Genomic DNA, 11,800 nt, shown 5'->3' with positions numbered 1-11,800 from the left:
CCGCCAGCGTTCGTCCTGAGCCAGGATCAAACTCTCCGTGAATGTTTACCGGATATCCGGTGCAACACCACGAGAGCGGAACCACCGGAGGAATGATCCAGTGGTTCACAGCGTCCTCGCTGTGTTTTTTCAAAGGAACCTCGCCCCGGACCGAAACCGGCCGGGAACGGGGTATCAACATATCTGGCGTTGATTTTTGGCACGCTGTTGAGTTCTCAAGGAACGGACGCTTCCTTCGTACTCACCCTTCCGGGCTTTCCTCCGGGCGCTTCCCTTCGGTCTTGCGTCTCCGACTCTATCAGACCGTTTTCCGATCCGATTTCCTCGGTGCTTTCCAGGTTCCCGCTTTTGTTTCGCGGTTTCCTTTCCGGCGATTCCGACTTTATCAGAAGATCTGAGTCGGTTTTTCCGCCCCTACGGGTCTGCCCGACGCATGAAGCGGCTGGGTTCCCCTGCTGGCGGAGCCGTAAACGTACTGGAGCGGGGCGCCTCGATGCAAATCGAGGCGCCCCGCTCCTAGTTCACCCGCACGAGGCGTCAGACGTCCACCACGACCGGGAGGATCATCGGCCTGCGGCGATAGGTGTCGGAGACCCACTTGCCGAGCGTGCGGCGGATGAGTTGCTGCAGCTGGTGCGGCTCCACGACGCCGTCCTGGGCCGAGCGTTCCAGGACCTCCGTGATCTTCGGGATCACCTCGCCGAAGGCGGAGTCCTCGATGCCGGAGCCGCGGGCCTGGATGTGCGGTCCGCCGCTGATCTTGCCGGTGGAGGAGTCCACCACCACGAAGACCGAGATGATGCCCTCGTCACCGAGGATCTTGCGGTCCTTCAGCGCCGGCTCGCCGACATCGCCGACGGACAGCCCGTCGACGTACACGTAGCCCGCCTGCACCTTGCCCGAGATCTTCGCCTTGCCCTCGACGAGGTCGACCACCACGCCGTCCTCGGCGATGACGATCCGGTCGTGTGGAACGCCCGTCAACGCGCCGAGTTCCGCGTTCGCCCGCAGGTGGCGCCATTCGCCGTGCACGGGCATCAGGTTCTTCGGGCGGCAGATGTTGTAGAAGTACAGCAGTTCGCCGGCCGAGGCGTGGCCCGAGACGTGGACCTTGGCGTTGCCCTTGTGGACGACGTTGGCGCCCCAGCGGGTCAGACCGTTGATCACGCGGTAGACCGCGTTCTCGTTCCCCGGGATCAGTGAAGAGGCCAGGATCACCGTGTCGCCGTCGACGATGCGGATCTGGTGGTCGCGGTTGGCCATGCGGGACAGGGCCGCCATCGGTTCGCCCTGGGAGCCCGTGCAGACCAGGACCACCTCGTGGTCGGGGAGGTCGTCGAGCGTCTTGACGTCGACGACCAGGCCCGGTGGGACCTTGAGGTAGCCGAGGTCCCGGGCGATGCCCATGTTGCGGACCATCGAGCGGCCGACGAAGGCGACCCGGCGGCCGTACTCGTGGGCCGCGTCCAGGATCTGCTGGATGCGGTGCACGTGGCTGGCGAAGCTCGCCACGATGATCCGCTTGCGGGCGCTTCCGAAGACCTGGCGCAGGACGTTGGAGATGTCCCGCTCGTGCGGGGTGAAACCGGGGACTTCCGCGTTCGTGGAGTCCGTGAGCAGGAGGTCGATGCCCTCCTCGCTCAGGCGTGCGAACGCGTGGAGGTCCGTGAGGCGGTTGTCCAGCGGGAGCTGGTCCATCTTGAAGTCACCGGTGTGGACCACCATGCCGGCCGGGGTGCGGATGGCGACGGCCAGCGCGTCCGGGATGGAGTGGTTGACCGCGATGAACTCGCAGTCGAAGGGGCCGACGCGCTCGCGGTTCCCCTCCGCCACCTCGAGGGTGTACGGGCGGATGCGGTGCTCCTGGAGCTTGGCCTCGATCAGGGCGAGGGTCAGCTTGGAGCCGATCAGCGGGATGTCCGGCTTCTCGCGGAGCAGGAAGGGGACACCGCCGATGTGGTCCTCGTGGCCGTGCGTGAGGACGATGCCGTCGATGTCGTCGAGGCGGTCCCTGATGGACGAGAAGTCCGGCAGGATCAGGTCGATTCCGGGCTGCTCCTCCTCGGGGAAGAGCACTCCGCAGTCGACGATCAGGAGACGGCCGCCGTACTCGAAGACCGTCATGTTTCGGCCGATCTCACCGAGACCGCCGAGCGGGGTGACCCTTAGGCCGCCTTCGGCGAGCGGCGGGGGCGGGGCGAGTTCAGGATGCGGATGACTCAAAAGACTCTCCTCACCACACGCGCCACGTACCGGTGGGCACGTGGCGCGCGTGACGTTCGTGCGTGTAGCAGTTGTCGTTGTGGGACGCAGGCAACCGGTGGCCTGCCTATTCAGTTGTGAAGCCTGGGTGGTGCCAAGTCTGTTGTCAGAGCTGTACCCCGCCGGCGGCAAGATCGATCTTGAGCTGCTCGATCTCTTCCGGCGCGCACTCGACCATGGGGGCGCGCAGGGGCCCGGCGGGCAGCCCCTGGAGGGCGAGCGCTGCCTTTGTCGTCATGACGCCCTGCGTGCGGAACATGCCCGTGTAGACGGGGAGCAGCTTCTGGTGGATCTCCGTGGCCTTCTGTACGTCGCCGGAGACGAAGGCGTCGACGAGGGCCCGCAGGTCGGGCGTGACGACGTGGCCGACGACCGAGACGAAGCCGACCGCGCCCACGGAGAGCAGCGGCAGGTTGAGCATGTCGTCGCCGGAGTACCAGGCGAGGCCGGAGCGCGCGATGGCCCAGCTCGCGCGGCCGAGGTCGCCCTTGGCGTCCTTGTTGGCGACGATGCGCGGGTGCTCGGCGAGCCGGACCAGCGTCTCGGTGTTGATCGGGACGCCGCTGCGGCCGGGGATGTCGTAGAGCATCACCGGCAGGCCGGTGGTGTCGGCGACGGCCGTGAAGTGCCGGTACAGGCCCTCCTGCGGGGGCTTGTTGTAGTACGGGGTGACGACCAGGAGGCCGTGCGCGCCGACCCGCTCGGCTTCGCGTGCCAGCTCGATGCTGTGGTGGGTGTCGTTCGTGCCGACGCCGGCGACCACGTGGGCCCGGTCGCCGACCGCCTCCAGGACCGCCCGTACGAGGTCCGATTTCTCCGCGTCGCTCGTGGTGGGGGACTCTCCGGTGGTGCCGTTGATGATCAGGCCGTCGTTGCCTGCGTCCACCAGGTGGGTGGCGAGCCGCTGTGCGCCGTCGAGGTCGAGTGCGCCGTCCGCCGTGAAGGGCGTGACCATGGCGGTGAGGACCCGCCCGAAGGGGGTCTGCGGAGTGGAGGTCGGAGCCATGGGTAACACGCTACTCGCTGCTGATTACGAGGTCTGCCCTCGGGGTGCGGGATAAGTCCGGACAAATGCGGAGCCCGGTACTGCCTGCTCGGGGGTTCAAGCAGTACCGGGTCCGTTTGATCAGGCTAGATGAACTTCGCCAAATGCCGCAATTGGGACACCTCGCGAGGCTGACCCGTACATGTGTGCTCCGCCGGGGAACGGGGGTGCGTCACGGCGCCACACGCCCGTTCGCATTGAAGGCGGCGTACGTCAGCGGCATGAGCTTCGCCCACTCCGCCTCCATCTTCTCGCCCACCATCTCGATCTCCCGCTGCGGGAAGGACGGCACCTTCGCGAGCTCGTGCTGGGTTCGCAGCCCGAGGAAGTGCATCAGCGAACGCGCGTTGCAGGTGGCGTACATGGAGGAGAAGAGCCCCACGGGCAGGGTGGCGCGGGCGACCTCGCGGGCGACGCCGGCCGCCAGCATCTCCTGGTACGCGGCATAGGACTGCCGGTACGACTCCTCCATCGCGGCGGTGACGGCGCCGTACTGTTCGGGAGTGCCGTGGACGAACTCGTACTTCCCGGGGCGTCCCTGCTGGACCAGCTTGCGGTCCTCTCCGGGAACGTAGAAGACCGGCTGAAGCTCGCGATACCTACCCGACTCCTCGTTATACGACCACCCCACCCGGTGCCTCATGAACTCGCGGAAGACGAAGATCGGGGCGCTGATGAAGAAGGTCATCGAGTTGTGCTCGAAGGGGCTGCCGTGCCGGTCCCGCATGAGGTAGTTGATCAGGCCCTTGGAGCGCTCCGGGTCCTTGTTCAGCTCCTCCAGGGACTGCTCGCCGGCGGTGGAGACGCGGGCAGCCCACAGCACGTCGGAGTCGGCCGCGCTGTGCTTGACCAGCTCGACGGTGACGTCGCTGCGGAAGCTGGGCTTGAGGTCGTCGGCGGGGGTGTCGGTCACGGCTCGGAGGGTCCTTCCATCACGTCTCTCGGGCGGCGCCCACTCTACGGCCCGGCACTGACAACGGGGCGTTCGGTACCGGGTCGCGACATACGCCGGCGAATTTCTGTGAATTCGGCGAAACCGGGCACCTTTTGGGGCACTCGCCCGTCTGTGTGAGTGACAGTCACTCATTCGACTCCGAGAGGAGAGGTACCGGCCATGTTTCGTCGGCGCGAGCCCGTTCCGTTCGCCTTCGTCGCGGAGGCCGACAGGTTTCGCAGCAATGTCGCTCCCCCGCCGCGCGAGCGGGCGTCCGCCGGTCAGATAGCCGGGCGTTGGCTGCTCGGGATGACCATCGTGGCCGCGCTCGTGGGCTCGCTGGTGCTGGGCATGCCGGCGCTGTCGACCGACAGCCATTCACCGGCTCAGCAGTCACAGGCATCCCAGGGGCACTGACTCCATCGGACCCCCGAGAGTGGTGAGCGGGGACACAGGCGGATAACCTCACCGGGCACAGCCCACGCATGGATCGAGTGAGGACCAGCCGTGCCCCTGCCCTTCCTGACGGCCGACCGCGCTTTCGAGACAGCCGACGACCTCGCGCTGCCCTTCGACGACCGCGACCGCTGGCGGCGCCCCTACCGCCCCGGGCCGTGGCGTGTGGGGACGGCGGCGCTGTCGCTGCTGTTCGCCTCGTTCGTGCTGTTCGCGGCCGTCGTGATCGCGCTCACCGCGTCGGTGTCGGAGGCCGGGGTGATCCTCGGGATCGCGCTGATGGTCATCCTGGGCGCCCTGCGGCTGCTGCGCATGGGTGTGTGGGTGAGCGCGCGGGGTCTGCGTCACGTCGGTTTCGTCAGCACGCGTACGACGGCCTGGGAGCAGGTCGTCGCCGTGCGGACGGTGCAGCAGCCGGTGCGCTGGCTGGGGCTGCCGCGGACGGTGCAGGGGCAGGCGCTGGTCCTGCAGCGCAAGGACCGGGCCGCGCAGGACGCACCGGTGCTGATGACGACGCACAACGCCGACTTCGTGGGGCGGGCCGGATCCTTCGACCGGGCGGCGGACACCATCGAGGCGTGGGCCGCGGAGAACCGGCGGGGCTGACGCCAAGGCGGTCGTACGTGCACGAAGGGGCCGGGTCGCGAGATGCGCGGACCGGCCCCTTCGTGTACGTCGGCGGAGACTAGGACTCGATCGTCCTGCCCTCGTGCAGGGCTATCGCCCGCTGCATCGCCTTGCGTGCCCTCGGGGTGTCGCGGGCGTCGTGGTAGGCGACGGCGAGGCGGAACCAGCTGCGCCAGTCGTCGGGGGCCGCCTCCGTCTCGGCCTTGCGCTTGGCGAAGACCTCGTCGGCGGAGTCGCGGTCGATCCGGCCGCCCGGCGTGCGCCTCAGCTCGTCGACGGGCAGGCCGCCCTCGGCGTCGAGTTCGGCGGCGAGCCGGTTGGCCTTGCGGACGAACTGGGTGTTCTTCCACAGGAACCACAGGCCGATGACCGGCAGGATCAGCACGGCCACGCCGAAGGTGACGGTCACCACCGTGCCGGACTCGATGAGCATGACGCCGCGGCTGCCGACCAGGACGAAGTAGAAGACCAGGACGGCGGCGGTTATCGCGTAGGACAGCTTGGCGCGCATGGCGGTGTCAGCCCAGGTCCAGGAAGTGCTCCAGCCCGAAGGTCAGGCCCGGGGTGGTCGCCACGCGGCGCGTGCCGAGCAGGATGCCCGGCATGAAGCTGCTGTGGTGGAGGGAGTCGTGGCGGATGGTCAGGGTCTCGCCCTCGCCGCCGAGCAGCACCTCCTGGTGGGCGAGGAGACCGCGCAGGCGGACGGCGTGCACGGGGATGCCGTCGACGCTGGCGCCGCGCGCGCCGTCCAGGGCCGTCTCCGTGGCGTCCGGCGCCGGGGCCGTGCCCGCCGTGCGCCGGGCCTCGGCGATGAGCTGGGCCGTGCGGGTGGCCGTGCCCGACGGGGCGTCGACCTTCTTCGGGTGGTGCAGTTCGACGACCTCGACCGACTCGAAGTACGGCGCGGCGATCTGCGCGAACTTCATGGTCAGGACGGCGCCGATGGAGAAGTTGGGCGCGATGAGGACGCCCGTCTCCGGGGAGGCGGCGAGCCGGCCCTTCAGCCGCGTGAGGCGTTCGTCGGTCCAGCCGGTGGTGCCGACCACCGCGTGGATGCCGTGGCCCACGCAGTAGTCGAGGTTGGCCATCACCGAGTCCGGTGTGGTCAGTTCGACCGCCACCTGGGTACCGGTCTCGGCAAGCGTCTCCAGCTTGTCGCCCCGGCCGAGGGCTGCCACCAGCTCCAGGTCCTCGGCCGCCTCGACGGCCCGTACGGCCTCGGAACCGATGCGGCCCCTGGCACCCAGGACCGCCACGCGCAGCTTGCTCATCTTCTTGCTTCCTTAACCGAGAACCGAGGTGGTTGCCGAGGCCGATCCGGGTGGATCAGGCGACGGCGTCGTGCAGCCGGGACGCCTGCTTGTCCTTGAGCGGGCCGATGACCGACAGCGAGGGCCGCTTCCCCAGGATGTCGCGGGCGACCGAGCGGACGTCGTCCGGGGTGACCGACGCTATCCGGCCCAGCATGTCGTCCACCGACATCTGCTCGCCCCAGCACAGTTCGCTCTTGCCGATGCGGTTCATCAGCGCGCCGGTGTCCTCCAGGCCGAGGACGGTCGAACCCCTCAGCTGGCCGATGGCGCGGCCGATCTCCTCGTCGGACAGGCCGTGCTCGGCCGCGTGGTCGAGCTCGTCCCGGCAGATCTTCAGGACGTCGTGCACCTGGGAGGGCCGACAGCCGGCGTACACGCCGAACAGGCCGCAGTCGGCGAAGCCGGAGGTGTACGAGTACACGCTGTAGGCCAGGCCGCGCTTCTCGCGGACCTCCTGGAACAGGCGGGAGGACATGCCGCCGCCGAGGGCCGTGTTCAGCACGCCGAGCGCCCAGCGCCGGTCGTCCGTGCGGGCCAGGCCCGGCATGCCGAGGACGACGTGCGCCTGCTCGGTCTTGCGGCCGAGCAGTTCGACGCGGCCCGCGGTGCGCAGGGCACGCCTGCCGTCGCGCGGGGCGAGTGGCGTGGCGTCGAGGTTGGTGAGGGCGCCCGCCTTCTCGAAGGCGGCGCGGACCTGTCGTACGACCTTGTTGTGGTCGATGTTGCCGGCGGCCGCCACGACCAGGTGGGTGGGGTCGTAGTGCTTCTTGTAGAAGCGGCGGATGCGGTCGGCGGTGAGGGCGTTGACGGTGTCGACCGTGCCGAGGACGGGGCGGCCGAGGGGGTTGTCGCCGAACATCGTGTGCGCGAACAGGTCGTGCACGCAGTCGCCCGGGTCGTCCTCGGTCATGGCGATCTCTTCGAGGATGGCGCCGCGTTCGACGTTGACGTCCTCTTCGAGGATGAGCGAGCCGGTGAGCATGTCGCAGACGACGTCTATGGCGAGCGGCAGGTCGGCGTCGAGCACGCGCGCGTAGTAGCACGTGTACTCCTTCGCCGTGAACGCGTTCATCTCGCCGCCTACCGCGTCGAGGGCGGAGGAGATGTCCAGGGCGCTGCGCTTGGAGGTGCCCTTGAAGAGCAGGTGCTCGAGGTAGTGGGTGGCACCGTTCAGCGCCGGGGTCTCGTCGCGGGAGCCGACGTGCGCCCAGATGCCGAAGGTCGCGGAGCGGACGGAGGGCAGCGTCTCGGTGACGATGCGCAGGCCGCCCGGGAGGGTGGTCTTGCGGACCGTGCCGATGCCGTTCTGGCCCTTGATCAGGGTTTGGGTACGGGCGACGGCCCGCGCCTCCGTGGAGGTGCGGGCCGTCGCCGTCGAGCTGCTCGACGTCACTTGTCGGTGTCGTCCTTCTTCGCGTCGTCGTCGGAGCCCTCTTCGCCCTCGATCACGGGGACGAGGGAGAGCTTGCCGCGGGAGTCGATCTCGGCGATCTCGACCTGGACCTTCTGGCCCACGCCGAGGACGTCCTCGACGTTCTCCACGCGCTTGCCGCCGGCCAGCTTGCGGATCTGCGAGATGTGCAGCAGACCGTCCTTGCCGGGCAGGAGGGAGACGAAGGCGCCGAACGTCGTCGTCTTCACGACCGTGCCCAGGTAGCGCTCGCCGACCTCGGGCATCGTCGGGTTGGCGATGCCGTTGATGGTCGTACGGGCGGCCTCGGCGGACGGGCCGTCGGCGGCGCCGATGTAGATGGTGCCGTCGTCCTCGATGGTGATCTCGGCGCCGGTGTCCTCCTGGATCTGGTTGATCATCTTGCCCTTGGGGCCGATGACCTCACCGATCTTGTCCACGGGGATCTTGACGGTGATGATCCGCGGGGCGTTCGGGGACATCTCGTCCGGCGTGTCGATCGCTTCCATCATCACGTCGAGGATGTGGAGGCGGGCGTCACGGGCCTGCTTCAGGGCGGCGGCCAGGACGGAGGCGGGGATGCCGTCCAGCTTGGTGTCGAGCTGGAGCGCGGTCACGAACTCCTTGGTGCCGGCGACCTTGAAGTCCATGTCGCCGAAGGCGTCCTCAGCACCGAGGATGTCGGTGAGGGTGACGTAGTGCGTCTCGCCCTCGATCTCCTGGGAGATCAGGCCCATGGCGATACCGGCGACGGGGGCCTTCAGCGGCACACCGGCGTTCAGCAGCGACATGGTGGAGGCGCAGACCGAGCCCATGGACGTCGAGCCGTTGGAGCCGAGGGCCTCGGACACCTGACGGATCGCGTAGGGGAACTCCTCGCGGGTCGGCAGCACCGGCACGAGCGCGCGCTCGGCGAGGGCGCCGTGGCCGATCTCGCGGCGCTTCGGGGAGCCGACGCGGCCGGTCTCGCCGGTGGAGTACGGCGGGAAGTTGTAGTTGTGCATGTAGCGCTTGCGGGTCACCGGGGAGAGGGTGTCCAGCTGCTGCTCCATGCGGAGCATGTTCAGGGTGGTGACGCCCAGGATCTGGGTCTCGCCACGCTCGAACAGCGCCGAGCCGTGCACGCGCGGGATGGCCTCGACCTCGGCGGCCAGGGTGCGGATGTCGGTGACACCGCGGCCGTCGATGCGCTTCTTCTCCTTGATGACGCGCTCACGGACCAGGGTCTTGGTCAGCGAGCGGTACGCGGCGGAGATCTCCTTCTCGCGGCCCTCGAACTCCGGCAGCAGCTTCTCGGCGGCCAGACCCTTGACGCGGTCCAGCTCGGCCTCGCGCTCCTGCTTGCCCGCGATGGTCAGCGCGGAGGCGAGCTCCGGCTTGACGGCGGCGGTCAGCGCCTCCAGGACGTCGTCCTGGTAGTCGAGGAAGATCGGGAACTCGGCGGTCGGCTTGGCGGCCTTCGCGGCGAGGTCGGCCTGGGCCTTGCAGAGCACCTTGATGAAGGGCTTCGCGGCGTCCAGACCGGCGGCGACGACCTCCTCGGTCGGCGCCTCGGCGCCGCCCTTGACCAGCTGGATGGTCTTCTCGGTGGCCTCGGCCTCGACCATCATGATCGCGACGTCGCCGTCCTCCAGGACGCGACCGGCGACGACCATGTCGAAGACGGCGTCCTCGAGCTCGGTGTGCGTCGGGAAGGCGACCCACTGGCCGTTGATCAGCGCGACGCGGACGCCGCCGATCGGGCCGGAGAAGGGCAGACCGGCCAGCTGCGTGGACGCGGAGGCGGCGTTGATCGCCACGACGTCGTACAGGTGGTCGGGGTTGAGGGCCATGATCGTGGCGACGACCTGGATCTCGTTGCGCAGGCCCTTCTTGAAGGACGGGCGCAGCGGGCGGTCGATGAGGCGGCAGGTGAGGATCGCGTCCTCGCTGGGCCGGCCCTCACGGCGGAAGAAGCTGCCGGGGATCTTGCCGGCGGCGTACATCCGCTCCTCGACGTCCACCGTCAGGGGGAAGAAGTCGAGCTGGTCCTTGGGGTTCTTGGAGGCGGTGGTGGCCGACAGCACCATGGTGTCGTCGTCCAGGTACGCCACGGCGGAGCCGGCGGCCTGCTTGGCCAGGCGGCCCGTCTCGAAGCGGATGGTGCGGGTGCCGAAGGAGCCGTTGTCGATGACGGCCTCGGCGTAGTGGGTCTCGTTCTCCACTAGCGTTTTCTCCGTTACTTGTCGTCTTTTGTCCCGCCTCGCCCGTGTGGCGGGGGGACAGTCGCGGAGAAGCGCTCCGTGCGGTGCGGGCCGGTCTTCGATCGAAGCACCCGGGGTTCACTTCCCGGGGGCCACTACCGAGGACCGGCGGCGGCTTGGGCGCGCTTCTCCTCGTTGTGTGTCGTACGGCGTTACGTGTCGTGCGTATGGCGTTGTGCTACCACACTACAAAGCGTGAGGGACACTCCGCACGTTTCCGCACGCACGTCAGTACTTTCCGTACGTACGCAAAGGGAGCGGCCCCCGATGCTTCGGGAACCGCTCCCCTCACGGCGTCTTACTTGGCGCCCGCCGCACCACGGCGGATGCCGAGGCGGTCGACCAGCGCACGGAAGCGCTGGATGTCCTTCTTCGCCAGGTACTGCAGCAGGCGACGGCGCTGACCGACGAGGATCAGCAGGCCACGACGGGAGTGGTGGTCGTGCTTGTGGGTCTTGAGGTGCTCGGTCAGGTCGGAGATCCGACGGGACAGCAGGGCGACCTGGACCTCGGGGGAGCCGGTGTCACCCTCCTGGGTACCGAACTCGGAGATGATCTGCTTCTTCGTGGCGGCGTCGAGCGACACGCGTACTCCTCAATGGTCAGAGAGTGCCTCCGAGTGCCCCCGGTCTTCGTCTCGGGGAAGCTTCTGTTACTCGCAAGGCGGAAGGCCGTACACACACGGCCATCAATCAGGGTACCAGCAGCTCGGGGGCGTCCTCGCCACCTGTGGAAGAGGCTGTGGAAACCGGGGAGGGCGGACCGAGGCGGCCACTAGGGTGACCGTACAGATCGTTCTCGTACGTCGGGAAGGGACCCATGACGGAGACGGAAGAGCAGATCAAGGCGCGCAAGGAGCGGGAGCGCGACGAGCTGTACGCGCTCGACATCTCCGACGCGGAGTGGCACGGCGCGCCCGGCACCGAGGAGCACGAGGAGCGGGTCGAGATCGCCTACCTTCCCGGCGGTGCCGTGGCCATGCGCTCCTCGCTCGACCCGGACACCGTGCTGCGCTACACGGAGGCGGAGTGGCGGGCCTTCGTGCTCGGTGCCCGGGACGGCGAGTTCGACCTGGAGCCGTCGCCGGAGGCGTAGAGCTACCGGACGGCAGAGCTACCGGACGGCAGAGCTACCGGATGGCCATGCTCTCGATGCCGAAGGCGAGGTAGACCCACTTCGGCTGTCCCTTGCCGGGGCCGTCGAGCTTGCGCGCCTTGGAGGTGACGGCGTCGGTGGAGTCGAGCGGGGCGGCGTCGTTCCAGCACTCCTGGCGAACCAGCAGCGCGTTCCCGCCGGCGGCGCCCATGTCCTGGCAGGCGCCGGTGGACGTCGTACGCCACAGACGCCGGCCGCCGTCCACGGCGTACGCGTCGGTGCCGCAAGCGGACGGCCATCTTGCCGGTGGGATCGGCGGGCCGCCTCTCGACGGTCTCCCGTACGTCGAGCGTCCCTTGGGGGCCGTCCGCCCGGCGCGACGCGTCAGCCCCCTTCCCGCCACCGCCCCACACG

At 68.6% G+C, this 11,800-nt stretch carries 12 protein-coding genes; 3 read left to right on the top strand and 9 right to left on the bottom strand.

Annotation, left to right across the window (positions count from 1 at the left end; all coding sequences use genetic code 11):
• Positions 1-537: 537 nt before the first annotated feature.
• The 3 genes from GRC12_RS34870 to thyX all read right to left on the bottom strand — a co-directional run bounded on the left by GRC12_RS34870 (position 538) and on the right by thyX (position 4,220).
• Complete coding sequence (locus tag GRC12_RS34870; protein ID WP_208783929.1) at positions 538-2,223, bottom strand: ribonuclease J; 1,686 nt, start codon at positions 2,221-2,223, stop codon at positions 538-540.
• A 145-nt stretch (positions 2,224-2,368) separates the two neighbouring features.
• On the bottom strand, positions 2,369-3,268 hold the full coding sequence (gene dapA / locus GRC12_RS34865) for a 4-hydroxy-tetrahydrodipicolinate synthase (RefSeq protein WP_208783927.1): 900 nt from the start codon (positions 3,266-3,268) through the stop codon (positions 2,369-2,371).
• A gap of 211 nt (positions 3,269-3,479) precedes the next feature.
• Positions 3,480-4,220 carry an FAD-dependent thymidylate synthase gene (thyX, locus tag GRC12_RS34860; protein WP_208783925.1) on the bottom strand — a complete coding sequence of 247 codons (741 nt, stop codon included), beginning with the start codon at positions 4,218-4,220 and terminating at the stop codon, positions 3,480-3,482.
• Between the two features lie 201 nt (positions 4,221-4,421).
• On the opposite strand from thyX, the gene GRC12_RS34855 reads away from it, so the two are divergent.
• Together GRC12_RS34855 and GRC12_RS34850 are read left to right on the top strand one after the other, a co-directional pair.
• The gene (locus GRC12_RS34855) at positions 4,422-4,658 is read left to right on the top strand and encodes a hypothetical protein (RefSeq protein ID WP_208783923.1); all 237 of its coding nucleotides are present in this window, start codon (positions 4,422-4,424) and stop codon (positions 4,656-4,658) included.
• 90 nt (positions 4,659-4,748) lie between these two features.
• Complete coding sequence (locus GRC12_RS34850) at positions 4,749-5,303, top strand: hypothetical protein (protein WP_208783922.1); 555 nt, start codon at positions 4,749-4,751, stop codon at positions 5,301-5,303.
• 79 nt (positions 5,304-5,382) lie between these two features.
• Here the strand turns inward: GRC12_RS34850 and GRC12_RS34845 are convergent, their stop codons facing one another.
• The 5 genes from GRC12_RS34845 to rpsO all read right to left on the bottom strand — a co-directional run bounded on the left by GRC12_RS34845 (position 5,383) and on the right by rpsO (position 10,877).
• Positions 5,383-5,835, bottom strand: coding sequence for a hypothetical protein (locus GRC12_RS34845; RefSeq protein WP_208783921.1), 453 nt, complete (start codon positions 5,833-5,835; stop codon positions 5,383-5,385).
• A 7-nt stretch (positions 5,836-5,842) separates the two neighbouring features.
• On the bottom strand, positions 5,843-6,595 hold the full coding sequence (dapB, locus tag GRC12_RS34840) for a 4-hydroxy-tetrahydrodipicolinate reductase (RefSeq protein ID WP_208783920.1): 753 nt from the start codon (positions 6,593-6,595) through the stop codon (positions 5,843-5,845).
• Positions 6,596-6,650: 55 nt separating this feature from the next.
• Complete coding sequence (locus tag GRC12_RS34835) at positions 6,651-8,030, bottom strand: M16 family metallopeptidase (RefSeq protein WP_208783919.1); 1,380 nt, start codon at positions 8,028-8,030, stop codon at positions 6,651-6,653.
• Positions 8,027-10,252, bottom strand: coding sequence for a polyribonucleotide nucleotidyltransferase (locus GRC12_RS34830; RefSeq protein ID WP_208783918.1), 2,226 nt, complete (start codon positions 10,250-10,252; stop codon positions 8,027-8,029). The genes GRC12_RS34835 and GRC12_RS34830 overlap by 4 nt, the downstream gene beginning before the upstream one ends.
• A gap of 337 nt (positions 10,253-10,589) precedes the next feature.
• Positions 10,590-10,877 carry a 30S ribosomal protein S15 gene (gene rpsO / locus GRC12_RS34825; protein WP_133047446.1) on the bottom strand — a complete coding sequence of 96 codons (288 nt, stop codon included), beginning with the start codon at positions 10,875-10,877 and terminating at the stop codon, positions 10,590-10,592.
• A gap of 233 nt (positions 10,878-11,110) precedes the next feature.
• Here rpsO and GRC12_RS34820 point away from each other — a divergent pair, with 233 nt between their 5' ends.
• Positions 11,111-11,386: a DUF397 domain-containing protein gene (locus tag GRC12_RS34820; RefSeq protein WP_133047445.1), complete on the top strand. Its 276-nt coding sequence runs from the start codon at positions 11,111-11,113 to the stop codon at positions 11,384-11,386.
• Between the two features lie 34 nt (positions 11,387-11,420).
• Here GRC12_RS34820 and GRC12_RS34815 read toward each other — a convergent pair whose 3' ends face one another.
• Positions 11,421-11,651: a hypothetical protein gene (locus tag GRC12_RS34815; RefSeq protein ID WP_208783916.1), complete on the bottom strand. Its 231-nt coding sequence runs from the start codon at positions 11,649-11,651 to the stop codon at positions 11,421-11,423.
• Positions 11,652-11,800 lie beyond the last annotated feature (149 nt).

It is taken from the genome of Streptomyces griseorubiginosus, assembly GCF_017614965.1.
Classification (GTDB): Bacteria; Actinomycetota; Actinomycetes; order Streptomycetales; family Streptomycetaceae; genus Streptomyces; species Streptomyces griseorubiginosus_B.
This window is presented reverse-complemented; position numbering and strand designations above follow the sequence as displayed.